This is a genomic window from Enterobacter genomosp. S, from assembly GCF_001631805.1.
GTDB classification, from domain to species: Bacteria; Pseudomonadota; Gammaproteobacteria; order Enterobacterales; family Enterobacteriaceae; genus Enterobacter; species Enterobacter quasihormaechei.
On sequence record NZ_LVVA01000018.1, the window covers coordinates 239,136 to 263,027 of the forward strand.

At 55.9% G+C, this 23,892-nt stretch carries 28 protein-coding genes and 1 tRNA gene; 22 read left to right on the forward strand and 7 right to left on the reverse strand.

From position 1 onward, the window contains the following. Nucleotides 1-12: 12 nt before the first annotated feature. From yjjG to A3466_RS12025, 3 genes are read right to left on the reverse strand one after another with little or no spacing between them, the layout of a single operon-like run. Complete coding sequence (gene yjjG / locus A3466_RS12015) at nucleotides 13-690, reverse strand: pyrimidine 5'-nucleotidase (RefSeq protein ID WP_063450729.1); 678 nt, start codon at nucleotides 688-690, stop codon at nucleotides 13-15. 19 nt (nucleotides 691-709) lie between these two features. Next, entirely contained in the window at nucleotides 710-1,153 is a 444-nt protein-coding gene (rimI, locus tag A3466_RS12020; RefSeq protein WP_063450730.1) for a ribosomal protein S18-alanine N-acetyltransferase, read from the reverse strand. Continuing rightward, complete coding sequence (locus A3466_RS12025) at nucleotides 1,122-1,535, reverse strand: DNA polymerase III subunit psi (protein ID WP_063450731.1); 414 nt, start codon at nucleotides 1,533-1,535, stop codon at nucleotides 1,122-1,124. Before A3466_RS12025 ends, rimI begins: the two co-directional genes overlap by 32 nt. A gap of 102 nt (nucleotides 1,536-1,637) precedes the next feature. On the opposite strand from A3466_RS12025, the gene rsmC reads away from it, so the two are divergent. Both rsmC and A3466_RS12035 read left to right on the forward strand, forming a co-directional pair. Next, the gene (gene rsmC / locus A3466_RS12030) at nucleotides 1,638-2,666 is read left to right on the forward strand and encodes a 16S rRNA (guanine(1207)-N(2))-methyltransferase RsmC (RefSeq protein ID WP_063450732.1); all 1,029 of its coding nucleotides are present in this window, start codon (nucleotides 1,638-1,640) and stop codon (nucleotides 2,664-2,666) included. Nucleotides 2,667-2,814: 148 nt separating this feature from the next. Further along, nucleotides 2,815-2,901 (forward strand) — tRNA-Leu (locus A3466_RS12035). 42 nt (nucleotides 2,902-2,943) lie between these two features. Here A3466_RS12035 and A3466_RS12040 read toward each other — a convergent pair. Then, entirely contained in the window at nucleotides 2,944-3,174 is a 231-nt protein-coding gene (locus tag A3466_RS12040) for a DUF1435 domain-containing protein (protein ID WP_063450733.1), read from the reverse strand. A gap of 255 nt (nucleotides 3,175-3,429) precedes the next feature. Between A3466_RS12040 and A3466_RS12045 the strand changes: the two genes are divergently transcribed. Further along, a complete protein-coding gene (locus tag A3466_RS12045) occupies nucleotides 3,430-4,494 on the forward strand; it encodes a GGDEF domain-containing protein (protein WP_063450734.1) in 1,065 nt (354 codons plus the stop codon). 93 nt (nucleotides 4,495-4,587) lie between these two features. Then, the gene (gene fhuF, locus A3466_RS12050) at nucleotides 4,588-5,376 is read left to right on the forward strand and encodes a siderophore-iron reductase FhuF (protein ID WP_063450735.1); all 789 of its coding nucleotides are present in this window, start codon (nucleotides 4,588-4,590) and stop codon (nucleotides 5,374-5,376) included. A gap of 84 nt (nucleotides 5,377-5,460) precedes the next feature. On the opposite strand, the gene A3466_RS12055 is transcribed toward fhuF, so the two are convergent. After that, nucleotides 5,461-6,807: a PTS sugar transporter subunit IIC gene (locus A3466_RS12055; RefSeq protein ID WP_063450736.1), complete on the reverse strand. Its 1,347-nt coding sequence runs from the start codon at nucleotides 6,805-6,807 to the stop codon at nucleotides 5,461-5,463. 328 nt (nucleotides 6,808-7,135) lie between these two features. On the opposite strand from A3466_RS12055, the gene A3466_RS12060 reads away from it, so the two are divergent. Then, on the forward strand, nucleotides 7,136-7,594 hold the full coding sequence (locus A3466_RS12060; RefSeq protein WP_003856572.1) for a YbaK/EbsC family protein: 459 nt from the start codon (nucleotides 7,136-7,138) through the stop codon (nucleotides 7,592-7,594). A 37-nt stretch (nucleotides 7,595-7,631) separates the two neighbouring features. On the opposite strand, the gene bglJ is transcribed toward A3466_RS12060, so the two are convergent. Together bglJ and A3466_RS12070 are read right to left on the reverse strand one after the other, a co-directional pair. Then, nucleotides 7,632-8,267 carry a DNA-binding transcriptional activator BglJ gene (gene bglJ, locus A3466_RS12065; protein WP_063450737.1) on the reverse strand — a complete coding sequence of 212 codons (636 nt, stop codon included), beginning with the start codon at nucleotides 8,265-8,267 and terminating at the stop codon, nucleotides 7,632-7,634. Beyond that, nucleotides 8,264-9,001, reverse strand: a complete 738-nt coding sequence (locus A3466_RS12070) for a helix-turn-helix transcriptional regulator (RefSeq protein ID WP_063450738.1) — start codon at nucleotides 8,999-9,001, stop codon at nucleotides 8,264-8,266. The genes bglJ and A3466_RS12070 overlap by 4 nt, the downstream gene beginning before the upstream one ends. Nucleotides 9,002-9,393: 392 nt before the next feature. Between A3466_RS12070 and A3466_RS12075 the strand changes: the two genes are divergently transcribed. The 17 genes from A3466_RS12075 to A3466_RS12155 all read left to right on the forward strand — a co-directional run bounded on the left by A3466_RS12075 (nucleotide 9,394) and on the right by A3466_RS12155 (nucleotide 23,876). Continuing rightward, entirely contained in the window at nucleotides 9,394-10,170 is a 777-nt protein-coding gene (locus A3466_RS12075; protein ID WP_063450739.1) for a threonine/serine ThrE exporter family protein, read from the forward strand. Beyond that, nucleotides 10,161-10,634, forward strand: a complete 474-nt coding sequence (locus tag A3466_RS12080; protein WP_063450740.1) for a threonine/serine exporter — start codon at nucleotides 10,161-10,163, stop codon at nucleotides 10,632-10,634. The genes A3466_RS12075 and A3466_RS12080 overlap by 10 nt, the downstream gene beginning before the upstream one ends. Before the next feature lie 44 nt (nucleotides 10,635-10,678). After that, nucleotides 10,679-11,131, forward strand: a complete 453-nt coding sequence (locus A3466_RS12085) for a MarR family winged helix-turn-helix transcriptional regulator (RefSeq protein WP_063450741.1) — start codon at nucleotides 10,679-10,681, stop codon at nucleotides 11,129-11,131. An 84-nt stretch (nucleotides 11,132-11,215) separates the two neighbouring features. Continuing rightward, entirely contained in the window at nucleotides 11,216-11,644 is a 429-nt protein-coding gene (locus tag A3466_RS12090) for an organic hydroperoxide resistance protein (RefSeq protein ID WP_003856578.1), read from the forward strand. A 123-nt stretch (nucleotides 11,645-11,767) separates the two neighbouring features. Then, the gene (gene dnaT, locus A3466_RS12095) at nucleotides 11,768-12,313 is read left to right on the forward strand and encodes a primosomal protein DnaT (protein ID WP_063450742.1); all 546 of its coding nucleotides are present in this window, start codon (nucleotides 11,768-11,770) and stop codon (nucleotides 12,311-12,313) included. Continuing rightward, nucleotides 12,310-13,047, forward strand: coding sequence for a DNA replication protein DnaC (gene dnaC, locus A3466_RS12100; RefSeq protein WP_063450743.1), 738 nt, complete (start codon nucleotides 12,310-12,312; stop codon nucleotides 13,045-13,047). The genes dnaT and dnaC overlap by 4 nt, the downstream gene beginning before the upstream one ends. 73 nt (nucleotides 13,048-13,120) lie before the next feature. Then, nucleotides 13,121-13,603: a DUF2501 domain-containing protein gene (locus A3466_RS12105; protein ID WP_063450744.1), complete on the forward strand. Its 483-nt coding sequence runs from the start codon at nucleotides 13,121-13,123 to the stop codon at nucleotides 13,601-13,603. Between the two features lie 267 nt (nucleotides 13,604-13,870). Then, nucleotides 13,871-16,162, forward strand: a complete 2,292-nt coding sequence (gene opgB, locus A3466_RS12110; RefSeq protein WP_063450745.1) for a phosphatidylglycerol--membrane-oligosaccharide glycerophosphotransferase — start codon at nucleotides 13,871-13,873, stop codon at nucleotides 16,160-16,162. A gap of 180 nt (nucleotides 16,163-16,342) precedes the next feature. Then, entirely contained in the window at nucleotides 16,343-16,981 is a 639-nt protein-coding gene (locus A3466_RS12115; protein ID WP_063450746.1) for an EAL domain-containing protein, read from the forward strand. Beyond that, nucleotides 16,978-17,532, forward strand: coding sequence for a helix-turn-helix transcriptional regulator (locus tag A3466_RS12120; protein ID WP_063450971.1), 555 nt, complete (start codon nucleotides 16,978-16,980; stop codon nucleotides 17,530-17,532). Before A3466_RS12115 ends, A3466_RS12120 begins: the two co-directional genes overlap by 4 nt. 20 nt (nucleotides 17,533-17,552) lie before the next feature. Beyond that, nucleotides 17,553-18,053 (forward strand): Csu type fimbrial protein, encoded by a 501-nt coding sequence (locus A3466_RS12125; RefSeq protein ID WP_063450747.1) that lies wholly within the window; start codon nucleotides 17,553-17,555, stop codon nucleotides 18,051-18,053. Nucleotides 18,054-18,055: 2 nt separating this feature from the next. After that, nucleotides 18,056-18,835 (forward strand): fimbrial biogenesis chaperone, encoded by a 780-nt coding sequence (locus A3466_RS12130; RefSeq protein ID WP_063450748.1) that lies wholly within the window; start codon nucleotides 18,056-18,058, stop codon nucleotides 18,833-18,835. Then, complete coding sequence (locus tag A3466_RS12135; RefSeq protein ID WP_245167744.1) at nucleotides 18,753-21,047, forward strand: fimbria/pilus outer membrane usher protein; 2,295 nt, start codon at nucleotides 18,753-18,755, stop codon at nucleotides 21,045-21,047. Before A3466_RS12130 ends, A3466_RS12135 begins: the two co-directional genes overlap by 83 nt. Continuing rightward, on the forward strand, nucleotides 21,038-21,994 hold the full coding sequence (locus A3466_RS12140; RefSeq protein ID WP_063450749.1) for a Csu type fimbrial protein: 957 nt from the start codon (nucleotides 21,038-21,040) through the stop codon (nucleotides 21,992-21,994). The genes A3466_RS12135 and A3466_RS12140 overlap by 10 nt, the downstream gene beginning before the upstream one ends. A 130-nt stretch (nucleotides 21,995-22,124) precedes the next feature. Then, nucleotides 22,125-22,865: a transcriptional regulator gene (locus tag A3466_RS12145; RefSeq protein ID WP_063450750.1), complete on the forward strand. Its 741-nt coding sequence runs from the start codon at nucleotides 22,125-22,127 to the stop codon at nucleotides 22,863-22,865. Between the two features lies 1 nt (nucleotide 22,866). Next, nucleotides 22,867-23,340 (forward strand): hypothetical protein, encoded by a 474-nt coding sequence (locus A3466_RS12150; protein WP_063450751.1) that lies wholly within the window; start codon nucleotides 22,867-22,869, stop codon nucleotides 23,338-23,340. 29 nt (nucleotides 23,341-23,369) lie between these two features. Further along, a complete protein-coding gene (locus A3466_RS12155) occupies nucleotides 23,370-23,876 on the forward strand; it encodes a GNAT family N-acetyltransferase (protein ID WP_063450752.1) in 507 nt (168 codons plus the stop codon). The last annotated feature ends 16 nt before the right edge of the window (nucleotides 23,877-23,892 follow it).

Here is a 23,892-nt window from a genome sequence, read left to right on the forward strand (position 1 = left end):
GGGGGCAGGCAATCATTGTTTACACAGGAGCTGCTCCAGTTCGTTCAATGACGTGACGGTCCATGTCGGCTCGATGCCTTCCGGCAGCTCGCGACCATGCGCGTTCAGCCAGACGGTCGACAGACCCGATCTCATACCACCCAGAATATCAGATTCTGCGGTATCGCCCACCATTAGCACGCGATCGCGGTCAGGATTGCCAGCCTGCACCAGCGCATAATCGAAAATACGCGGATCCGGCTTCGGTACGCCCACCTGCTCGGAGATCACCAGCGCGTCGAAATGATCGCGCAGACCGGTACGCTCAAGGCGGATCTGCTGAAGCGCGGTAAAGCCGTTGGTGATGATCCCAAGCTTCACCTTTCCTTTGAGCGAATCCAGAAGGGAAACGGCGCCGGGCAGCGGCGCGCAGATATCCGCCATCGCATTCAGGAACGCCTCGTTCAGCGCCCCTGGACTGACTTTTAACCGCTCCGCCCACGCGTCAAAACGCTGATGCTGAAGCTGTAACGCAGTGATGGCTCCGTTCTGGTAGTCCACCCACAGCGGTTTATTCACCGCCTGATAGTCCTGAAAATCTTCAGCGGTGAAGGTCACGCTATAGTCGAGAAACATCCGCTGTAGGCCGCCGAACGAGTCAAATGTAAACAGCGTTTCGTCGGCATCAAAGAAAATCCAGTCCCATTTCATCGTTACAACCTTATTTTCGTTATCCAATCGGCAGAGCCATGATAATGGCGTCTTCACGTCCCTCTGCGGTGGGGTAGTAGTTACGGCGGATGGTCGCCTCGTTAAAGCCTAAGCTTTCATAAAGTGCGATGGCGGCGACATTAGACGCGCGCACCTCCAGCCACAGAGTGAAAACGTCACGGGTTTCCAGCTCACGAATGAGGTGCTCAAGCAGTTCTCTGCCCAACCCGCGGCGCTGGAAAGCGGGATCGACCGCGATATTAAACAGCGTCGCTTCGTCCAGAACAACCTGCGTAATGGCAAACGCGGCCAGGGTGCCGTCCACGTCCAGGCGCAGATTTAAATAGCGTTCGCCCTGATTGCTGGCAAACGTCTTTTCGCTCCACGGAAAGGCATGGGCGCGGGTTTCAATCGCGAACGCGGTGGTCAGGTCAGCCGTCGTGAGGGAAGAAATCGTGTTCATATTCGCAAATTTGTTGCCATAGCGCGCTACGCGCCTGTGGGTTGGCTTTCAGTTCGTCCAGCGCTGGCGAGCTGATCTGGCTGCCTTCAAGGGGTAGCTCATCCACCGCCCCGATTCGCCAGCTGTTACAGCGGCTGTCAGGGGGAAGCATCGCGACGCTTTCGGGCGCCAGCTGTAATACCTGATCGTTTGTCACCTTCAGGCTGCGAAGGACATCCTCAATCAGGGGTTCATTCAGTGCAGGCGGCGCGTCTGCCACCATCACCAGGCGGACATGCGCCGGGATGGAGATGGCGATTTCGCCCCGCAACGCCGTCGGGCGACGCAAAGCCCACTGGGTAATGCCCAGCTGCTGCAACTGCCAGTCTCGTCGGGATGTCATAGCGAAAACTCCTGTCTCTCAGGCGCGCAAATATAGCAAATGTGTCGAAACTGCGCCATCTACCTACTATAATCCCCGCCTGAGTTTATTGAGGAACAATTCATGTCTGCATTTACCCCGGCAAGTGAAGTCTTGCTGCGTCACAGTGATGATTTCGAAGAAAGCCGTATTCTGTTTGCCGGAGATATGCAGGATGACCTGCCCGCGCGTTTCGACTGTGCTGAAAGCCGTGCCCACACCCAGTACTACCACCACTGGCAGGTGCTGAGCCGCCAGATGGGCGAGCGCGCGCGCTTTAGCCTGGTGGCGGAGCAGAGCGATATTGCTGACTGCGATACGCTCATTTACTACTGGCCGAAGAACAAACCGGAAGCCCAGTTCCAGCTGATGAACCTGCTTTCTCTGCTGCCGGTCGGCTGCGATATTTTCGTCGTCGGTGAAAACCGCAGCGGAGTGCGTAGCGCAGAGCAGATGCTCGAAGCCTACGCGCCGCTGACGAAAATCGACAGCGCCCGTCGCTGCGGCCTGTATCATGGCCGTCTGGAAAAACAGACAACCTTTGATGCCGACACCTTCTGGGACGAGTATCAGCTCGACGGCCTCACCATCAAAACGCTGCCGGGCGTATTCAGCCGTGACGCGCTCGATACAGGCAGCAAGCTGCTGCTGTCCACCCTGACGCCGCACACCAAAGGCAAGGTGCTGGACGTTGGCTGTGGCGCGGGCGTGCTGTCAACGGTTCTCGCCAGCCACTCGCCGAAGGTGCGTTTAACCCTGTGTGACGTGAGCGCTCCGGCGGTGGAAGCCAGCCGCGCCACGCTTGCGGCGAACGGTATCGAAGGCGACGTTATTGCCAGCAACGTCTTCTCCGACGTGACCGGCCGCTTTGATATGATCATCTCTAACCCGCCGTTCCACGACGGGATGGAGACCAGCCTTGAAGCGGCGCAAACGCTGATCCGTGGCGCAACCCGTCACCTTAACAGCGGCGGCGAGCTGCGTATCGTGGCGAACGCCTTCCTGGCCTATCCGAAAGTGCTGGATGAAACCTTTGGCTTCCACGAGGTGATCGCCCAGACGGGCCGCTTTAAGGTGTATCGCACCGTAATGACGCGCCAGGCGAAAAAGTAAACCCCGCCTTTGTCCGGCGATGGCTGACGCTGCCATCGCCCATTTTTGCAGCAATCAAAACAACGTGCGCAATTTTCTGTTGACGTAAAGCTGAAAACATCTAGAATGCGCCTCCGTGGTTACGATACTTTTACAGTGTCGATGGTATGCGAAGGTGGCGGAATTGGTAGACGCGCTAGCTTCAGGTGTTAGTGTCCTTACGGACGTGGGGGTTCAAGTCCCCCCCCTCGCACCAATTATCTTACATCCCTCCGGCAGTACCTCTTGTTTTTCCCGGCTATTTCAGACTCATCAAAATCACCAGTATTCCACTGACCAGCGCAACGCAAGATGGCAGCAGCACGTAATGCCGAAGCTGTTTATGCCAGATCATCGCAGACGTCACCAGCAGCCCTGAAACAATGATCGCCTTCCAGACGTCAATGGAGAGATCGGCAAACGTCAGGCCGCCAATGATGACACCAGGCAGTAATATCCCCCACCCACTTCCCAGCGCTTTGCTCAACATGGTTTATCCTCTCGCACTGATAATGATAACCAATATCATATGATAATAATTATCACCTGTCAGCATGCGCGGGCACAAATTGCCTCGACATTCGCTTTCCCATAATGACAGAGAATGTGTAAGGTGATAAATTGCACACCTGTTAACTTTCTATAAAGTTTTTCTGATAATAAGAATTCAATTTCCTTGCATCCATAACGAATAAATAACGCCTGGCGCATTGTTTTAATTGAGTTTTAATAAAAACGCACGCATATGACATCACAATCCTGGCTGTCTTTGGTCAACAAGAAATATCAGTTATCTTTACGTTTATTTTTATTTCTGAATGCCGCCTCAGCGCTGTTCTCGATAACAAACCCGCTCTATTCCGTGCGCGTGTTATCGGTGCCTCTGGTTGCCGTATTGACTATCAGCACGAGCTTACTCATCTGGCACTGGAAAAACAGCGCGCGGAAAATAAATATTCCCGCAGTTTCCGCGATTTTCGGCTTTTTATGGTCCTGGCAGATCGTCTCTAAATTTTTGGTTATCACGCACGATCGCGCGCCGTTTTTAATGATGGCGCTTTTAACGGTGCTTTTTATAGGGGCTCTGGCGTTTGCCAGTAATATCAAAGCATTTACGCTACATTCATTACCCGCGTTTATTATCTGCTTGTGGTTAAGCCCCGCCGAAAACTGGCTGAGAATGACCTATTTCTTCGCGCTGCCCATGGTCGCCATTGGCATTCATCACGTGATCCAGCGGCGCAACGACCGTTTCGCTCAGGAGCTGCTCTCTGAGCTGCTGGAGGAGCGCGAAACCCTGACAGATCTCAGCATGATGGACCCGCTGACCGGCTTGTATAATCGTCGCGGGCTGCAAAGCCGGCTGGAGAATCTCCCCACGCCCGACGGCGGCGAGCACTTCGTGCTGCTGATGGATATCGACCATTTTAAAGCCTATAACGATCATTACGGCCATATGATGGGCGATCAGGCGTTGATCCGGGTCTCGGCAGCGATCCGCGATGCAGTGCGTTCACGCGACGTGGTCGCCCGGTTTGGCGGGGAAGAATTTATGGTTCTGTTGAGTAACATCCCGCTGGAGCAAGCACGCCAGACGGCAGAACGCATACGCCAGAAAGTTTACGATCTAAAAATCCCCCACATGTTTAACGAAAGCGTGGCCACTAACGTGACCATCAGTATTGGGATTGCCTTGTACGAAGGTGAAGACGTTGAGGGTGCGCTGGCGAAAGCCGATAAAGCCCTCTATGAAGCCAAGCACATGGGACGTAACAGCATTCTGATGAGCGAAGAGCTGCATATCGCCTGACCCCCCTCACAGAGCCGGGATAAATCTCTTGCGCTCGGTTTTATCTATAGTTAGGATTGGCAATCATTATCATTTAGATTTGTAATCCACACTATGGCGACTCGTACTGCACACATCGTTGAGCCCCTGCTCTGGCGCGCTCCACTCTCCGCCGGGGAGACGACGCTTGCGGACGCCATTCGGGAAAAAATCGCCGTAACGCGCGCCCATCTTCTGGATTTCATCAAGCTGGATGAAGCCCCCCCGCATCATGCTCTGACGCTGTCCCAGTGGCAACGTCCTGCCGAGCTGCGCTCTCTTCTGGCGACCTATTCCGATCATATCTACCGTAATCAGCCTACGCTTGCGCGGGAAAACAAACCGCTGCTTTCCCTCTGGGCTCAGTGGTACATCGGGCTGATGGTGCCGCCGATCATGATGGCATTGTTGACCCAGGAAACCATGCTTGATCTCTCTTCGGAGCATTTCCACGTCGAATTTCATGAAACCGGGCGCGCTGCCTGTTTCTGGATTGACGTGCATGAGGATCGCAGCGCGATGCACCTGTCTGCGCAGGCGCGTATGGAATCGCTGATTACGCGCGCGCTGATTCCGGTAGTGGATGCCCTGGAAGCGACCGGAGAGATTAACGGCAAACTGATCTGGAGTAATACCGGATATCTTATCCACTGGTATTTGACGGAGATGAAGCCGCTGCTCGGCGACGAAAAAGTGGATGCGCTGCGTCAGAGCTGTTTCTTTGCCAAACAGCTTTCGAATGGACGGGATAACCCTCTTTACCGCACCGTCGTTCCGCGTGAGGGACTTCTGGTGCGTCGTACTTGCTGTCAGCGCTACCGTCTGCCGGACGTGCAGCAGTGCGGCGATTGTACGCTTAAGTAGTTTGGCCCGGCCTGTTGCCCTCACCCACGGGGGAGAAGCAACAAACACTAAAAACGGCAACCTGCGTTGCCGTTTTGCTTTTACCTACGCTATCTGCTGATTTTCCTCTTCCCCGTTACGCTGTGCTTCTTCCGCTTCCTGCTGAAGCAGCTGCTTCTCGTACACCTTGAAGAACGGGAAATAGATAATGGCGGAAACGCAGGCCAGGACAAGCACCAGAATGGCGGCGCGGAAATCCCAGCCCAGCGCCCAGGCCGCACCAACCGGCGCCGGCGCCGTCCACGGCACCACGGAAATCACGCGACCAATCAGATCAAACTTCATCGCTGCCCAGGCCAGCACGGCGTTGACCATCGGTGCCAGCAGGAAAGGAATAAAGAACACCGGGTTCATCACAATCGGCGTGCCAAAAATCACCGGTTCATTGATGTTGAATATGCTCGGCACCACGCTGAGGCGGCCAATCGAACGCAGGTGCGCGGAGCGGCTGCGCAGGTAGCAGAACACCAGCCCCATCGTCGCGCCTGACCCACCGATAACGATAAAGAACGTCCAGAAGGCCTCCATAAAGATGTGTGGCAAAGGCAGGCTCGCGGCCAGCGCGGTCTGGTTCGCCCCCAGGTTGGTCAGCCAGAACATTTGCAGCATCCCGGAGACAATCGCTGCGCCGTGTATCCCGGCAAACCACAGCAGGTGGCCAATCAGCACCGCCAGCAGGATGGCAGGCAACGAGTCAGCCGCAGAGACCAGCGGCTTAAAGATCGACATAATGGCCTGCGGGATCAGCATGCCGAACTGCGACTGGATCAGCAGGCTCAGCGGATAAAGCGTCAATACCACCACCAGTACCGGGATCAGCAGGTCAAACGAGTTTTTGATCATCGGCGGAACCTGGTCCGGCAGGCGGATCCCGATGTTGTGTGCCTTCAGAAAACGCATCATCTCAACGCAATAAATCGCCACCAGAATCGCGGTGAAAATCCCGGTCCCTCCCAGGCTATCGACCGGCAAAGCGCCTTTGGTTTTAGGAGCCGCCACCAGCAAAAACGCCATTAGCGACAGCATGGCGCACATGAAAGGATCCAACTGATGGGTTTTAACGTAATGTTTGCCCAGGTTGTAGGCGATAGCCGCACAGATATAAAGGGACATCACGCCCATCGTCATATCAAACGGCGTCAGAATTTGTCCTTCAAACTGCTTCGCCATATCCAGCCAGGCACGGGCAAAACCCCAGGTGGTATCAGGCGAAAAAGGAGGATAAGCGAACACTAACAAAAACGAACCCACGATCATAAACGGCATCGCCGAGATGAACCCGTCGCGAATCGCCATCACATGACGCTGAGAAGAGATCCGCCCGGCAACGGGGCTGACGTAATTCTCAACGAAGCGGAAAATCAGATTAAATGCAGCATGGTTGGCAGACATAGCAGATCTCCTGTCAGACGTTCGTTTCGGACGTTCTCACGTCACACGTTGTTCCATAATTCAGCGTCACAACCTTGCCGGATCGTGTACCCGCGGTACTGCTCAAACGGAATGGTTTCATAATTAGCTCTTATTATTAGATACAGGGGAAGTTACACCCTCAGTATTAATCTCTGCATCACGCTCTGCAACCGGTTACTGTAACCGGTTTCTGTGAATGTGAAGACGATCCAGAAATCGACCCTGACCAATATTTGTTACTTAAGGGATATTTACAGCGACTAAATTCTTATGACAGATTACGCAGGATATTTGTCAGGAGGAATCAATGAGTTTGCAGTCTGTACAGCAGTTTTTCGCCGAACACGCTCCGGATATAGAGATCATTGAGCTTAATCAAAGCACAGCGACTGTTGCACTTGCTGCTGCCGCGCACAACGTTGAACCCGGCCAGATTGCCAAAACGCTATCACTGAAGATTAAAAATGACGTGATTCTGGTGGTCGCAAAAGGCGATGCGCGTCTTGATAACAAAAAGCTCAAAGAGACATTCGGTGCAAAAGCCCGCATGCTCAGCAGCGATGAGGTCGTCACCCTGACGGGTCATCCTGTGGGCGGCGTTTGCCCTTTCGGGCTGGAAAACCCTCTCTCTGTGTACTGTGACATCACATTAAAACAGTATGCGGAAGTGTTACCCGCAGCGGGTGCCATCCACAGCGCGGTACGTATCTCGCCCGACAGAATGGCGGAACTGACCGCAGCAAAATGGGTTGATGTCTGTATTTGAACGTTGCGCCAGAAGCACTCTGGCGCACCTCTTAACGCTAAGAGAATGAAGGAACGGTGAGAGCGGAACGACGCACTTCCCTGACGGGAAGATGCGCCAGGATATCCGCCGCATCCAGCAATCCCACGTCAGAATTGACGCCCAGCTTTACCATTGCGTTAAATTTATGCGCCCGAATGGTTTTAATATTGCGTTCAAGCTGTGCCGCTATTTCAGGGATCGAAAAACCCGATGACATATAGCGCAGAATGGCTCTTTCGGTTGGGCTTAGCATGCGATTCTGGCTCACATACCAATGATTAAACACGTTGTCATTCACCTGATGTGTTTCGCTGAGCAGTGTCTCCAGCCCCTCCAATAAGTGCTTTAGCGGAACCGATTTACTGATGATCCCATGTAAGCGAGAAGGCGAAAGATGGCTGACCAGCCTCGCCTCCATTTCATCCGAAGCCAGCACGATACGCTGGACGTCGCTGTGGGTGAAGGTGAGATCCCGCAAACAGGCCAGACAGTTTCGCCGCTCCTCACGCTCATCAGACAATGAATAAATTACCGCAAAGAATGAGATTTCCGAGAGCGCCGCTTTGAAGCTGTCGAATCTGCTAAACAAATGCACCTGGTAATGGCTCAGGGCGGGCATCGCAAAGAGATGCCTCAGCCCCACAGCACTCATTGAGCAACTTTCGATGACGGCGATATGTTTTGTTGCAGTGGTCTTTTCCATTCCTCAAACTCTCCATAAGCCGACATTAAACTGAGTTCTCGCATACCCTGAGTACTGCTTATCCACGCGTACATATCGGCATTGCTGCGCAATGATAAGCGGCGCATTGCACTGTTTTTCTGTGCACTGATCGTTTTATTACTTTTATTCAGCAGCGTGGCTATTTGGTTGATTCCCCAACCTTTACCTAATAAACGCAACACCTTACGTTCAGAGTAGGTGAGCGCGATCGTTTGCTCACTCTCTTCTTCAATATCAGGATTTTCTGGTATTAATAACGTCTGGCTTATTCGCTCGGCACGTTCACTGCCCGCGCGAATAGCGTTAATAACGCCTTCAATTGGTTCCATATCCGAAAGCAGCGTGCTTTCCGGGCGCATAAGAAGCTCTACCGCAAGCGGATAAAGAGGTCGCGAGACAAGGAAAATCCAGTGAATATCCCGGTACTGATTCATTAATCCATAATACTGCTCAAGCGTGCCACGCGGATTACGATATTCACCCGAAATATCGGCAATAACGACCCCAGCGCGACGCAGCTGGAGTAGCGTCAACTCCTGCATCGAACGGCAGTACGTGATCTCAAAATCGGGAAAATGGCGCGTCATGACGCCCCCTAACCCATTTTGCATTACGGGTACTCTACTGATCACAACTCCGTGTTTACCATTCAATGGCAACATAGACCCTCCATGTCTTTAATACATTAATTTAATAACGTGAAAACCCTACGAGGTTAAACACGTCTGCATCCCTGAGTACAAAATGGCTTAATACTCGCAATTTCTAAAATATGTCACATGGGTTATGAAACGCCCAATACAGGCTTAATATCGCACAAAGACCATAAATATTTAATTAAAAGCACCTGAAAATATCGACAATATGAAATTAGAAATACTTAATATACTGTTTATATATGTTCTTCGTTTATATTCATTAAATAAATAAAATACGCTTTCTCTTCCCGACTTCAGACGCGCTGCCAATCGCACAAATCTTGATCTGGCCCAGCACAACGGGCACCGCACTTTGTGTTAAAAGTAAGCAATCTCTCTTCTTTTCAGGGCGTTTCATGCAGGCAGATCGGTCTACGCAGCGTGCCGCAACGCGGCTATGTATTCAGTGCGGGCTTTTTCTCTTACAGCACGGAGCCGAAAGCGCCCTTGTTGAAGAACTTTCCACGCGCCTCGGGCTGGCGCTGGGGATGGACAGCGTTGAGAGTTCCATCTCGTCAAATGCCATTGTGCTGACCACCATTAAGGACGGACAGTGCCTGACCTCCACGCGTAAAAATCACGATCGCGGCATTAACATGCACGTGGTAACGGAAGTGCAGCACATCGTGATCCTTGCCGAACACAAGCTGCTCGATCTCCGGGAGATAGAAAAACGTTTCAACCAAATCAACCCCCTGCGCTATCCGCGCTGGCTGGTTGTTTTGATGGTGGGGCTGTCCTGCGCCTGCTTCTGTAAGCTCAACGACGGTGGGTGGGACGGCGCGGTGGTGACTTTCTTTGCCAGCAGCATCGCGATGTACGTCCGCCAGCTTCTGACGCACAGGCAGCTGCATCCGCAGATTAACTTCTGCATTACGGCCTTTGTGGCGACAACCGTCTCCGGTCTGCTGCTACGCCAGCCCGTCTTCGCCAGCACGCCTACGGTTGCGATGGCCGCCAGCGTATTGCTGCTGGTGCCGGGTTTTCCCTTAATCAACGCGGTCGCCGATATGTTTAAAGGCCATATCAACACCGGTCTGGCGCGCTGGGCGATAGCCAGCCTGCTGACGCTGGCAACCTGTATCGGGGTGGTCATGGCAATGACGATGTGGGGGTTACGCGGATGGGCGTGATAGATTTTCTGCTCGCACTGGCGCAGGACATGCTTCTGGCAGCCCTTCCCGCCGTTGGATTTGCGATGGTGTTTAACGTCCCACAGCGTGCGTTACCCTGGTGCGCGCTGCTCGGCGCCATTGGCCACGGCTCGCGTATGGTGATGATGACCGCGGGCTTTAATATCGAATGGTCGACGTTTATCGCCGCCATGCTGGTCGGCAGCATCGGTATCCAGTGGTCACGCTGGTATCTGGCACACCCGAAGGTGTTCACCGTGGCGGCAGTCATTCCTATGTTCCCGGGCATTTCGGCCTATACGGCAATGATTTCCGCCGTAAAAATCAGCCACTTTGGCTACAGCGAACCTCAAATGATTCTGCTCCTGAGCAACTTCCTCAAGGCCTCGTCGATTGTGGGCGCGCTCTCAATCGGTCTGTCGATACCCGGATTATGGCTTTACCGTAAACGTCCGCGTGTATAATAAAATCGCTTGCAATTGTATCGCGCACTATCTATATTCATTTCATGGACACAAAAACGAACGACACCACTCATGCGCTTCTGCTGGATAACCAGCTCTGTTTTGCCCTCTATTCGGCAAACCTGGCGCTTAACAAGCTGTACCGGCAGCTGCTGGCACCGCTTAACCTGACCTATCCGCAATACCTGGTGATGCTGGTGCTGTGGGAGCAGGATGATATTACGGTGTCGGACATTGGCGAGCGGCTGTTTCTGGATTCTGCCACGCTGACGCCCCTGCTGAAACGCCTGGAAAGCGCAGGACTGATCTCCCGCCAGCGCTCCCGTCAGGACGAACGTCAGGTTGCCGTCACCCTGAGCGACGCGGGTCGGGATCTGCAACAGCAGGCCGTGACGATCCCGCATGCCGTGGGCTGCGCCGCGCAGTGTGATACCGACACCATGCTGGCACTTAAACAACAGCTCGAACTGCTGCGCCAACAGCTGCATCGCGCGTAAGGCTATACTTTACGCGTCTATTTTTAACCATATACATCGCGCGCTATTTAATAGCACACTTAAACACAAGATGAGGAACCTGCCATGTCTTTAGAAAAAGTTGTCTACACTGCCAAAGCCAAAGCAACCGGAGGCCGTGACGGTCGCGCAACCTCTTCCGATGGCGTCCTGGACGTCAAGCTGGGCGTGCCAAAAGAGATGGGCGGCATGGGGGGAGAAGTCACTAACCCTGAGCAGCTGTTCGCGGCGGGCTACTCTGCCTGCTTCCTGGGCGCGATGAAGTTCGTTGCAGCCCGCGACAAATTCGCCCTGCCAAAAGACGCTTTTATTGAAGGCGAAGTGGGGATCGGGCCGCTGCCAACCGGTTTCGGTATCGAAGCGAAGCTGAACATCCACGTTGAAGGGATGGACGCTGCGGAAGCCAAAAAGCTGGTGGATGCCGCCCACATCGTATGCCCGTACTCTAACGCAACGCGCGGCAATATCGACGTGACGCTCAACATCATCGCGTAAACAGCGCCTGTAATTGTTGCCCCGGTGGCGCTGCGCTACCGGGGAAATCCTCTCCTTACCTCCCCTCTCTCTGTGCTACCATAACCCTCAATCACGCCCGTAGTAATCAGTTGAGAAAGTGTTATGTCCTCCAGAATCCTGACCACCAGCATTGCTGGCATTGATGCCTTTATGCGCGACCCTCGCGGTGCGTTGACGCGCGCCGAAGGCGGCACGCTCGCGGTATTTGCCGACAACGCCCCGGCGTTTTATGCGGTCACGCCGGAACGTCTGGCGCAGCTTCTGGACATTGAAGCGAGGCTCTCGCGTCCGGCAAGTGACGTTATGCTGGATAATCAGTTTTTTGACGAACCCACCAGCGCCCCGGTGACCGTGCCGATGGGGAAATTTCCCATGTACGCTGGCTGGCAGCCGGATGCCGATTTTCAGCGCCAGGCGGCCTTATGGGGAATAGCCCTCTCGCAGCCCGCGACGCCGGAAGAGCTGGCGGCCTTTACCGCTTACTGGCAGGCTGAAGGGAAAGTATTCCACCACGTTCAGTGGCAGCAAAAGCTTGCGCGCAGCCTGCAAATCAACCGCGCCAGCACCAACGGCCAGCCAAAACGTGATATCAATGCCTTTTCAGAACCGGACAAAAAAATTCCTGATGGATTCCGAGGTGCGAAATGAAAAACGTCGGCGACCTGATGAAACGTTTGCAGAAGATGATGCCAGCTAACGTGAAGCCCGCCTTCACCACCGGTGAAGAGCTGCTGGCGTGGCAAAAAGAGCAGGGTGAAATCCGTGCGGCTGCCCTCGCCCGCGAAAACCGCGCGATGAAAATGCAGCGCACCTTTAACCGCTCGGGCATTCGCCCCCTGCACCAGAACTGCTCCTTCGACAATTATAAGGTCGAATCGCAGGGGCAGATGAACGCCCTTAACCAGGCGCGCCAGTACGTGGATGAATTTGACGGCAACATCGCCAGCTTCATCTTTAGCGGCAAGCCCGGCACCGGGAAAAATCACCTGGCGGCCGCTATCTGCAACGAGCTGCTGCTGCGCGGGAAATCAGTGCTGATTATCACCGTGGCCGACATCATGTCAGCCATGAAGGACACCTTCAGCAACCGCGAAACCAGCGAAGAGCAGTTGCTGAATGATTTAAGTAACGTGGATCTGCTGGTGATCGACGAGATCGGCGTCCAGACCGAATCCCGCTACGAAAAAGTGATCATCAACCAGATTGTCGATCGCCGTTCGTCGTCAAAACGCCCCACCGGTATGCTGACGAACCACAATATCGACGAGATGACCCGCCTGCTGGGCGAGCGGGTGATGGACCGCATGAAGCTGGGCAACAGCCTGTACGTCATCTTCGACTGGGACAGCTACCGCAGCCGCGTCACCGGCAAAGAGTATTAAGACATTTCCAGGGAGCGCCGGAGGAGCAGAGGTATATACTGGAGCCCCTTCCGGCCCTATTGAGTAAGTCATTATGAAAAAACAGTTTCTTATCAGCATTCTTTCTGGCGCCCTGCTGGTGGCTGGCGCAGCGCAGGCCGCTTCATGGCAGGAGTCGCTTTCCAGCGCGGCGAATGCGTTAACCAAAGAGAGCGGCACGTCTCAGGGCGGGCTGTCCGCTGCTTCCCTCACCGGCCTGCTGGGCAACAGTTCCCAGAGCCTGAGCGCCGGCACGATGAACAACGCAGCGGGCATCCTGGAATACTGTGCGAAGCAGAAGCTGGCGTCCGTGACCGATACCGAAAACATTAAGAATCAGGTGCTGGGCAAGCTGGGCCTGGACACCCAGGAGCAGAAAGCGGATACCAACTATATGGACGGTATTCAGGGCCTGCTGAACGCGCAAAATGGTCAGCAGCTGAACCTGAGCACCCTTGGAAATTCCTCTCTGGCAAAACAGGTGAAAACAAAAGCCTGCGATCTGGTGCTGAAACAGGGCGTTAATTTCCTCTCCTGACCCCCGTTTTCTGCCACAACACGCCGCGTTTATGACGTTAGTCCTTCAGCGCGGCGTGAAGCGTGCATTTTTTACCTTCTCTACCGCCTCAGCGTCTGTCTGTCAGGATGCGACCGTCCTCAAAAAACCGGTTTTATAAACCAAATCCTAACCACAGCACACTTTCGTGACACTAAAATTGCAGCTAAGCGACATCGCAATTACAGTGTATTACCCAAAAAATAAGCTATTAGCCGGCTAAGCGTCTGGCATGATGAGGATCTGCTGTTGTCAGAGTTACTATCCCTTGTCCTTTTTCTGGCATCCATCGGCGTTTATGCCTGGAAAGCCGGTCGTCACACCTGGTGGTTTGTTGCCACCCTGGTCGTGCTCGGCATTTTTATTGTTTTAAACATTACCTTATATGCCAGCGATTACTTTACCGGCGACGGTATTAACGACGCGGTGCTCTACACCCTGACGAACAGTCTCACCGGCGCAGGCGTGGGCAAATACATTCTCCCCGGCCTGGGGCTGGTGGTCGCGCTGGTGGGCATTTTCGCTGCGCTGGCCTGGGTGCTGCGCCGTCGCCGTCACCGCCCTCACCATCATGGCTACAGCCTGCTGGCGCTGTGCCTGGCGCTGGCCTCCGTGGATGCCAGCCCGGCCTTCCATCAGATTACCGAGCTGGTAAAATCCCAGTCGCGCGATGGCGATCCGGACTTCGTGGCCTACTACAAAGAGCCGGCGAAAAAAATCGACAACCCCACACTCAACCTGGTCTACATCTACGGGGAGAGTCTGGAGCGCACCTGGTTTGACAACGAGGCGTTTCCGAACCTGACGCCGGAGCTTGGCGCGCTGAAGAATCAGGGCCTCGACTTCAGCCACACCGCGCAGCTGCCCGGCACGGATTACACCATTGCCGGGATGGTGGCCTCCCAGTGCGGCATCCCACTGTTCGCCCCGTTTGAGGGTAATGCCTCCGCCTCAATGTCGAGCTTCTTCCCGCAGAACGTATGCCTCGGCGATATCCTGAAAAACTCGGGCTATGAAAACTACTTTATGCAGGGCGCTAACCTGCGCTTCGCCGGGAAAGACGTGTTCCTGAAATCCCACGGTTTCGATCACCTGTACGGTTCCGAAGAGCTGAAAATTACCGTGGCCGATCCGGCTTACCGCAACGACTGGGGCTTTTACGACGATACCGTTCTGGATGAAACCTGGAAGAAATTTGAGGAGCTTTCTCGCGCCGGTAAACGCTTCTCGCTGTTTGCACTGACCGTTGACACGCACCACCCGGATGGTTTCGTCTCGCGCACCTGTAAGCGTAAGAGCTACGAAATAGACGGCAAAAACAATAAGTCCTTCAGCGCCGTAACCTGTAGCCAGGAGCATATCGCGGCGTTAATCGAGAAAATTAAAGCGTCGCCCTATTTCAAAAATACGGTCATCGTCGTGTCGTCTGACCATCTGGCGATGAAAAACAGCGCCTGGGATGAGCTGAACAAGCACGATCGCAGCAACCTGTTCTTTATACTGCGCGGCGATAAACCGCAGCAGGAGGTCATTGCCGCTAAGCGTAACTCGATGGATAACGGTGCTACCGTGCTCGACATTCTGGGCGGCGACAACTTTATCGGCCTGGGCCGCAGCACGCTGTCAGGACAGTCCTTGTCGGAAATCTTCCTCAACATGAAGGAAAAAATCCTCGCCTGGAAGCCGGATATCATTCGCCTGTGGAACTTCCCGAAAGAGATAAACGATTTCACCATCGATCGGGATAAAAAAACGATCGCCTTCTCCGGTAGCCATTTCCGCCTGCCTCTGCTGCTTCGCGTGTCGGATAAGCGCGTCGAGCCGCTGCCGGAAAGCGAATACTCCGCGCCGCTGCGCTTCCAGCTGGCGGAATTCGCCCCGCGCGATAATTTCGTCTGGGTCGACAGGTGCTACAAAATGGGTCAACTCTGGTCGCAACAGCTGTCGCTGTCCACCGACTGGTGCGTTTCTCAGGGGCAACTTGGCGGTGAGCAGACCGTGCAACACGTTGACAAGCCGCAGTGGCAGGGAAAAACCGCGTTTAACGATACGGTCATTGATACCGCACGCTATCAGCGCAACGTTGACCTGTTGAAAATCGTCGACAACGACATTCGCTACAAAGCTGACAGCTTCATCTTCAATGTTGCCGGCGCGCCGGAAGAGGTGAAGCAGTTCAGCGGAATTTCGCGTCCCGAATCCTGGGGGCGCTGGTCTAACGCACAGCTGGGGGATGAGGTGAAAATTGAATATACCCATCCACTGCCGGAAAAATTCGATCTGGTGATCACCGCCAGGGCATTTGGTCCCAATGCAAACCGCCCTATTCCGGTGCGCGTCGGCGATAAAGAACAGATGTTGACGCTGGGCAATGATGTCTCCACCAGCACGCTGCATTTTGATAATCCCTCGCGCAGCAATACGCTGGTGATCGTGCCGCCAGACCCGCAGTCCACTAACGAAGGAAATATCCTCGGCCATGCCCCGCGCCAGCTTGGGATCGGCATGGTGGAAATCAAAATCGTCAAAAACAACGGCTAATGCGCGCAAAGCCCGGCTTCCAGCCGGGCACTTATGAAATTATATAATCCTTTATAATGTTTATAAATTAGATTAAAACACCATATATAAGCAATTTTTATTTATAAATATCCCGCCAAATTCATCATTTATAAAATGTGCAGCTTCTGAATTCACCACGGAGCGTTACGCACTTTTATCATGCTAACCGGCTACAAGTTCGAATCCATCCGGGCACTGCGCAGCGAAAACGTCATTGCCTGGGAGGTATTGTCGACGGCGATGCCTCACGTCGATCTCGAAGACTATTTTTGCTCAATGTCCGCGACGCAGCGTAAAGCGCATTTCTTTGCGCAGCTTCGTCATGCCATGTTCTGCGAAGCGGGCGACAAATATTATCTCAACGCGACGACGGATCTGCTGCTGGAAACGGACTTCCTGGACAGGTTGAAAGAAGAGACGCCCAGCCCGGAGAGGCTTGCTATCGAAGTCACCGATCTTCACAGGCTGGTACACCTTGACGATACGCAAAGCCGGGCCCTGCGGACGTGCATCACCACGCTGCACCAGTGGGGAATAGAAGTGTGGGCCGACGATGTGTGCGAAGACATTCTTCCCGACCTGCTTGCCAGCCAGATCCGCTTCTGTGGCGTAAAAATTGACAAGCATACCTTCTGGAGCGGACGCACTGAGCGGGAAAAGTTTCTGCAACTCACCCGCCAGTGCAAACGTCTCGGCGGCAAGGTGTTGATAGAAGGCATCGAAACCGCGGGTGATTTCGCACTGGCCCGCGCCAGCGCGGCCGATTACGGCCAGGGTTATCTGTGGGGCAGATCGTGACGTCCTGTATCGTTAACGCTGGCTATCAGGTCATCGTCCTGAGCGAAAACACCTATTTATGGCTTGGTCTCGAGTGGCTCATCTCGACGGCGGTCACCCCTCGCCCTGATATGTACTGGATCAAAAACACGAGCCCGGAAGGGCTTGTTTGCCTACAGGAGCGCCTGCTGGATACGCATGCCGGCGCGGACTGGCTGGTATTTACCGATGCGGACCGGGTCAGCGACGTCAACGCCTTCCTGCGCGGCGAGCGGGCGAGAGCGGTGGCGGACAATGTATCGCTTGCCCAACTCAGCCACTGCTTTAGCGACACGACCTTCACCTTCGAAAACACCGCCACGCTGACGTATCAGGAGATGCGGGTTTGCATGCTGTTTCATAAAGGATTTAGCCCGGCACGTATCGCGCAAATCCTTAATAAATCGCCAAAAACGATCTACACCCACAAGCGTAACGCGATGAACAAATTTTGCTGCCATACCCTGGCGGAGTTTCATCGAAAGCTCTGCCTGCTGGACGCACAGTCCTCTTCTTTGTCAATGCACCGTTAATCACGTTAGGAAATACAATCATGAGAATTATCTCCACCGCTGTATGTTGTTCAGTTCTCCTGCTTCCTGCCGCTGCGATCGCCGCAGACAACAGCACCGCGAGCGCGACGATGCACGTCTCACTGGAGGTGGTAAAGTCCTGCACCCTCAACGCCAACGATCTTAACTTCTCGCGCCACGGTACGGATGAAGCCGGTGAAATTGAGGCCAGGACGCAGGTTGATATCGTCTGCACCAACGGTACCCCGTTCACGCTTTCCGCGACCAGCAGCGACAGCAGCGAGAACGGCACCTTCTGGCTGAAGCCGGAAAACGGCGAAACGGGCGCGCAAAAGATTGCGTGGAAGCTGTTTGCTGACGAAGGCAAACAGACGCAAATCACCGGCACCGGGGGGCTCACCGATACCGGCAACGGGATGAAACAGGAAGAGACGCTGTATGGCGTGATTGATGCGGGCGCCCTGACGACTGCCCAGGCGGGTACCTACAGCGACGATGTGACCTTAAACCTGGAGTACTGATCGTGCGTCGCTTTCTTCCCTGCTTCATTATCTGGCTCATGATGCTGGCGCTGCTGTCACGCTACGCGCTGGCCGCCACGCTTCAGGTCGCGCCCGTGACGCTCGACATGCAGAGCGGTCAACGCGCAACGGCCGTTTACCTCACGAACAGCGGGAAAACGGCCATCCACGCTCAGATACGGGTGTACGAATGGTCCCAGAAAAACGGCAAGGATGTGCTGGAAGCGACCGAGGAAGTCGTCAGCAGCCCGGCGATGACCTCGCTGGCGCCGGGCCAGCAGCAACTGGTGCGTATTATCGTGATGCAGCCGGGTGCTCATGAACAGGAGCAAAGCTACCGGCTGATCATCGATGAGCTGCCAGACGCCGCGTCCCGTGCGGCCAACCCCAGCGCGGTCCACTTCCTGCTGCGCTACTCGATTCCGGTCTTCATTGCCGGAAGCCAGACAACACCCGTCAGCCAGGCTGTCCTGAGCTGCGAACAGGCCGACATTCCGGCCACGCTGCGCTGCTATAACGCCGGAAACCGCCATATTCGCCTCAGCCACCTTCAGGTGCTGACGGCCGACGGGCAGGTTGCTGCCGCAGTCAAAGGACTGGCGGGCTATGTGCTGCCGGGACAGACCGCACTTGTGCCGCTTAAGCAAACTCCACGCCACGCGCTCAGCGCGTTACGCGCCTACATCAATGACGATCGCCATGCCAGCCAGATCCCACTGCGCCCGCTCGCTGCTCGCGCTCCTGCTTTGGCTACCGCTCATGCTGCCAGCAGCCCGGGCTGAACCTCCGGTTGACGCCGTTCAGTGGCTGGCCATTACCGTAAACCACGCCCCGCGCGGCGAGCTGTGGGCTTGCCGCGTAGAGGGCGACGCACTATGGATTGGCCGCAGCGACATCGCAAAGCTGGGGCTTCGTGCCCCGGAAGGCCGCAGCGAGTGGGTTGAACTCACGTCCCTGCCGGGCCTGAAGGTCAGCCTCGACGTGCTTTCGCAGCAGGTGTCCATCAGCGCCGAGGCGAAGGCGCTTGAGGGTCAGCAGCACGTGACGTTCGGGAGGCCTCCCTCGCAGTACCGCTATTCTGAAGCGCAGCCCGTCAGCGCTTTTACGCTCGGGTACGCGCTCTATGCCAGCGAGTCCGAGGGAAAACGCCAGCTTAACGCGCAAACCACGCTGTCCGCCTCCGGGCCGCTGCCCGGCCTGTTCAGCAGCAGCTTTTCCAGCCATGCCGGGGAGGAAAACAGCGCGGGTCGCCCCACCCATACGCGCCTTGAAACCCGCTGGCAGCGGGATTACACAGACTCGCTGACCAGCCTGGCCCTGGGGGACAGCATCACTACCGGCACCCGCTGGAGCCGCCAGGTCCGCTTCGGCGGGCTGCACTGGGCGCGCAACTTTGAGCTCAATCCGCAGCTCAACACCGAACCGCGCAGCCGTTACAGTGACACGGCCGTGTTGCCTTCAACGGTCGATCTTTACATCGACGGCCTTAAGCAGAGCAGCCAGCAGGTAACGCCAGGAGATTTTCTGCTCGATACCCTGCCCGCCTTTACCGGCAGCGGGCAGGCGCAGGTGGTGATTACCGACATCAACGGCCAGCGGCGCACCGTTCAGCTCGATTTGTACGGCGCGCCGGGAATGCTGGCGGAGGGGCTCAGCAGCGGCTCGCTGGACATCGGCTGGATGCGGCAAAACTATTCGCTGCGCTCCGATGATTATGCCGCCTCGCCGATGCTCGACGCCGGCTGGCGCTATGGCGTGAACAACCAGCTAACGCTGGCGCTGCATACGGAACAGCAGCGAAAGCTGCGCAACGTGGGAACAGGCGCGGACTGGCTGATCTCCCCCAGTGCGGGCATTCTCAGCCCGCACGTCGCCCTGAGCGACAGCACCTACGGTAAGGGGATGCAGTGGGGCATCGGCTGGCAGTGGAACGGCAGCGGGACGGGGCTTTCCGCCAGCACCGTTCGCACCGACGCTGCCTTCGCCGATAACGCTCGCATGAGCGGGGCCGAGCCCGTCCGACGCAGCGACAGCGTATGGGTCAGCCACGCATTTCCCCACTTCGGCACGCTGGGTGCGGGCTGGGTGCAGCAAAATATACAGGGCAACCGGCAGCGCTATCTCAATGCCTCCTGGTCCGTTTCGCTCCCGGCCCATCTCTCTACCACGCTGAGCTATACCCGCTCGTTTACGGACGGGTCGAGCAACATCCAGCTTATGCTCTCCGTCCCGCTGGGCCGCCAGAATACCCTCTCGGTTCAGGCCAGCCGGGAGAGGCCGCGCGTGGACTATCGCCACCAGCCAGACAATCAGACGGGCGGCTGGTCCTGGCAGCTGGGGCAGGGCTTTGGCCAAAACCGGGAAAGGTATGCAGACGTGGGCTACCTTGGCCGCGCCGGAGAGTGGCACGTCGGGCTGGAGCAGAGCACTAACGCGGTCAACCAGTACGCCTCGGCCGAAGGCAGCCTGACGCTGCTGGACAACAGCCTGCACGCTTTACGCTACAGCCAGCAGGGCCTGGCACTGGTCTCCACGCGCGGCATCGGGCACGTGCCGGTGATGCTGGAAAACCGCCGGGCGGGCGAGACCGATGAGAAAGGATACCTTCTGCTGACCGACCTGCCGCGCTATCACAACAGCAAAGTCAGCATCGATCCGCTGGATCTGCCGCCCGACGTCATCGCTCCCGTCACCGACATGTATGCCAGACCGGGCAACAGCAGCGCGGTAAAAGTCGATTTTAACGTCCACCGCGCCGTGACGGTTCAGGCCCGGCTGGTCGACAGGCGCCGCCAGCCGCTGCCGCTGGGCAGCGTCATTTCAACGCCACACGGTGCCACTATCGTGGGTCGCGACGGGTTTATCTGGCTTGAAGATCCGCCCCTGCCCGGCGAGCTGGTGGTGAAAACCGGTGAAGGCGAGTGCCGGGTCACGCTTCCGGCCCCGCGCACCGCGTCAACCGTAATCAATATTGGAGAACAGCTGTGTCAATAAAAACGCCGTTAACATTGTTGCTTGTGCTGTCCATGAAGGCGATGGCGGCAGCGTGCTGGATTACCTCCCCCGCAGTGATTAACTTCGGCAACGTCGTGCCGGGTAACGCCGCCTCGACCAACACCGAGGTAAAGTTTAGCTGTCAGGCCGATAACTTCGGCACGGCAGAGTACATCAACGTCTGTCTGAGCAGCATCGACGCCCCGCCCTTTCAGATGCTCTCGACGGGCGACCAGGAGGGAAAGCAGTACACCCTGCTGTTTCGCCTGCTTAACGGCCTCGCGCGATCGCAGGAGCTGGGCCCCGCCAGCCGCGGAGATCTCATTCAGCAGACCATTACTGCGGGAAGCAACGCCAGCGTCAGCGGCAGCTTTCCGCTTATCGCCACCCTGCCGGCGGGGCAAAGCCAGCTCCCCGCGACCCACTATTACAACTACAACATGAACCTGCGCATCGCCTGGCACAGCGCCACCCGCCAGGATGCCCTGCAAAGCTGTGCAGACGGCTCTGCGGAGGGGGAACAGGTGCAGGGCGGGAGCAATGCCCAGGCCGAAATCAGCGAAGGATGTTACATAGAGCGTGTTACCCCGCTGAACTTCGGCACCCTGACCAGCACCACCGCGCTGCGCCCCACGCGCTCGACGGCGACCCTCACCACGCGCTGCCCGGCCGGAACCGCATTCACGCTTGCTATGGGGAAAGGCAATCATGCCAGCGGCGACTGGCGGCAGCTTTGCAACGATGAGGGGCAGTGCCTGCGCTATGGGCTCTGGCAGGATGCAGGAGCGACACAGCGCTGGGGCGATCAAAGCAGCGGCGATACGCTGAACGTCACCAACCCCGCCGGCGGCACGCAGGACTTCACCGTTTACGGGGAGGTTCCGGCCCAGGCGCTGAGCGGGACGGGTGAGTTTATTGACGACGTGATAGTCACGCTGACTTATTAAACTCACCAAAAAAACCGTCTGGATCAATGTTATCGGTAACAGTGGCGCTAAAATAACCAACAACGCTGTTTACTCAGGCGTAATGCCTGTTTTTTTTAATTGAATATCTCTGGCTTTATTACAACAATTTATGAAATACCTGCTTGCTGACGCCCTCGTTTACAACGACGAGGACGGTACCATTGCTCCTGTTAATGCGCCGGACGAGGATGCGCAGATCCTCACCTGTACGGCCAATACCATCCTGAAGCTGCTGGTGAAGCATCACGGGAACGTCGTCGAACGGGAAACGTTCCTCCATGAGGTCTGGGATCGGCGCGGGCTTCAGGGATCCAACAACTCGTTAAACCAGTACATCAGCATCTTGCGCAAAATGCTGGCCAGCCTGGTTCCCGACGTGCTGTTTATCGTCACGGTGCCGAAAACGGGCTTTATGCTCTGCGCGGACGTTTCGGTCACGGCACTGGAGGAAGAGGCGCCGGCGGGCGAAACGGCGAAACCGACACGGCGCGTTCGTCCGGAACTGCTGTTCTGCGGCGCGCTCACGCTGGCGATTATTGCGCTGTGCGTCTGGATAACGGCCGTTAAGCCAGATGCTCCGCAGAGTGAAATTCACCTGCTTACCCATATCGACACGTGTCCGGTTTACACCTTTACGCCGCTGGCGGATGTGTTCCACGACAGGGCGATTGCCCTTGCGCAAAAGCTCCAGCAGGACGGTCATCTCCCGTGTCTGAAAAATTCGATCTTTTACATGCACATTCAGAGAACGCTTTTCTACGGCCATGAAGGGCGGCTGGTGCTTTCCCAGTGCTCGCTCACGCACGATAAAGCCAGCGCCTGTCGTACGCTTTACTATTACGAGTGGTGATATGAAACACAAAAAAGTGTGGCTAATACTGGTCCTCAATCTGCTGCTTCTGGGCGCCGCGCTGGCGTGGTATTACTACACGCCCCCGCTGTCGGTGGCCTGCGATGGCAACCTGACCTTCTCCGACAGGCGCGACAACCATGAATTCACGTTCAACGGGGAGATCATAATGCGTTTTCACCCGGATAAAACCGGCTACATCACGCTGAACGGCACTGTCGAGAATGCCCCGAAAAGCTGGGAGGTTTCTCGTCAGGAGATGTTTAAATGGCGGCACGTGGAGGGAGAGCTGTATGAAATTATTATTCAAAAAGTGGAGCGCTTCAGCCATGACGCCATGCCGCCGGGGGTGTTTGAAAAGTACGTCGCGGGCCTGACGCTGGGGAAAAAAAGGCTCCTGACGATAGAGCGCACGCCGCAGAGCGCGCTGGTGATCAGCAATTTTTACTCGCCGGTGCTGGTTTGCTCGGAGTAATAGCGGTCGCTCAGGCTATACTTCCCGCCATGAACATTGAAATCCGCCCCACTACCGGCGATGACGCAACCGCCCTGCCCGCGATCGAACGCGCGGCGGGGCAGCGGTTTCGCGACGTTCCTGAGCTGGCGTGGCTTGCCGACGGCGACGTAATTGCCGTTGAAGATCACCTTGGCTATGCCGCGCGGGGATTAAGCTGGCTGGCGCTGGCTGACGGGTGCCCGGTGGGCTTTATTCTCGCCGAAGCTCATCCATCATCGCTGTTTATCGTGGAACTCTCGGTTGATCTGGACTGGCAGGGACAGGGGATCGGACGCCGGTTGATTAACCGTGTTGCAGAGCGTGCCCGCGCGCTGGGGCTCGCCTCGCTGACGTTAACGACGTTTCGTGATGTCCCGTGGAACGCGCCGTTCTATGCGCATCTGGGGTTTGACATGATGATAACGCTGACGCCGGCGCTGCGTCAGAAACGTGAAGAAGAGGCGGCGCACGGTTTAGCGTATGATTCCCGCTGCGCCATGCGCCTGCCTCTGTAAAATCGCCCGGTGGCGC

Excerpts from the sequence above, each read along its gene's own strand:
- yjjG (WP_063450729.1), bottom strand. The coding sequence starts at position 690 with ATGAAATGGGACTGGATTTTCTTTGATGCCGACGAAACGCTGTTTACA.
- rimI (WP_063450730.1), bottom strand. The coding sequence starts at position 1,153 with ATGAACACGATTTCTTCCCTCACGACGGCTGACCTGACCACCGCGTTC.
- A3466_RS12025 (WP_063450731.1), bottom strand. The coding sequence starts at position 1,535 with ATGACATCCCGACGAGACTGGCAGTTGCAGCAGCTGGGCATTACCCAG.
- rsmC (WP_063450732.1), top strand. The coding sequence starts at position 1,638 with ATGTCTGCATTTACCCCGGCAAGTGAAGTCTTGCTGCGTCACAGTGAT.
- A3466_RS12040 (WP_063450733.1), bottom strand. The coding sequence starts at position 3,174 with ATGTTGAGCAAAGCGCTGGGAAGTGGGTGGGGGATATTACTGCCTGGT.
- A3466_RS12045 (WP_063450734.1), top strand. The coding sequence starts at position 3,430 with ATGACATCACAATCCTGGCTGTCTTTGGTCAACAAGAAATATCAGTTA.
- fhuF (WP_063450735.1), top strand. The coding sequence starts at position 4,588 with ATGGCGACTCGTACTGCACACATCGTTGAGCCCCTGCTCTGGCGCGCT.
- A3466_RS12055 (WP_063450736.1), bottom strand. The coding sequence starts at position 6,807 with ATGTCTGCCAACCATGCTGCATTTAATCTGATTTTCCGCTTCGTTGAG.
- A3466_RS12060 (WP_003856572.1), top strand. The coding sequence starts at position 7,136 with ATGAGTTTGCAGTCTGTACAGCAGTTTTTCGCCGAACACGCTCCGGAT.
- bglJ (WP_063450737.1), bottom strand. The coding sequence starts at position 8,267 with ATGAGTGCTGTGGGGCTGAGGCATCTCTTTGCGATGCCCGCCCTGAGC.
- A3466_RS12070 (WP_063450738.1), bottom strand. The coding sequence starts at position 9,001 with ATGTTGCCATTGAATGGTAAACACGGAGTTGTGATCAGTAGAGTACCC.
- A3466_RS12075 (WP_063450739.1), top strand. The coding sequence starts at position 9,394 with ATGCAGGCAGATCGGTCTACGCAGCGTGCCGCAACGCGGCTATGTATT.
- A3466_RS12080 (WP_063450740.1), top strand. The coding sequence starts at position 10,161 with ATGGGCGTGATAGATTTTCTGCTCGCACTGGCGCAGGACATGCTTCTG.
- A3466_RS12085 (WP_063450741.1), top strand. The coding sequence starts at position 10,679 with ATGGACACAAAAACGAACGACACCACTCATGCGCTTCTGCTGGATAAC.
- A3466_RS12090 (WP_003856578.1), top strand. The coding sequence starts at position 11,216 with ATGTCTTTAGAAAAAGTTGTCTACACTGCCAAAGCCAAAGCAACCGGA.
- dnaT (WP_063450742.1), top strand. The coding sequence starts at position 11,768 with ATGTCCTCCAGAATCCTGACCACCAGCATTGCTGGCATTGATGCCTTT.
- dnaC (WP_063450743.1), top strand. The coding sequence starts at position 12,310 with ATGAAAAACGTCGGCGACCTGATGAAACGTTTGCAGAAGATGATGCCA.
- A3466_RS12105 (WP_063450744.1), top strand. The coding sequence starts at position 13,121 with ATGAAAAAACAGTTTCTTATCAGCATTCTTTCTGGCGCCCTGCTGGTG.
- A3466_RS12115 (WP_063450746.1), top strand. The coding sequence starts at position 16,343 with ATGCTAACCGGCTACAAGTTCGAATCCATCCGGGCACTGCGCAGCGAA.
- A3466_RS12125 (WP_063450747.1), top strand. The coding sequence starts at position 17,553 with ATGAGAATTATCTCCACCGCTGTATGTTGTTCAGTTCTCCTGCTTCCT.
- A3466_RS12135 (WP_245167744.1), top strand. The coding sequence starts at position 18,753 with ATGCCAGCCAGATCCCACTGCGCCCGCTCGCTGCTCGCGCTCCTGCTT.
- A3466_RS12145 (WP_063450750.1), top strand. The coding sequence starts at position 22,125 with ATGAAATACCTGCTTGCTGACGCCCTCGTTTACAACGACGAGGACGGT.
- A3466_RS12150 (WP_063450751.1), top strand. The coding sequence starts at position 22,867 with ATGAAACACAAAAAAGTGTGGCTAATACTGGTCCTCAATCTGCTGCTT.
- A3466_RS12155 (WP_063450752.1), top strand. The coding sequence starts at position 23,370 with ATGAACATTGAAATCCGCCCCACTACCGGCGATGACGCAACCGCCCTG.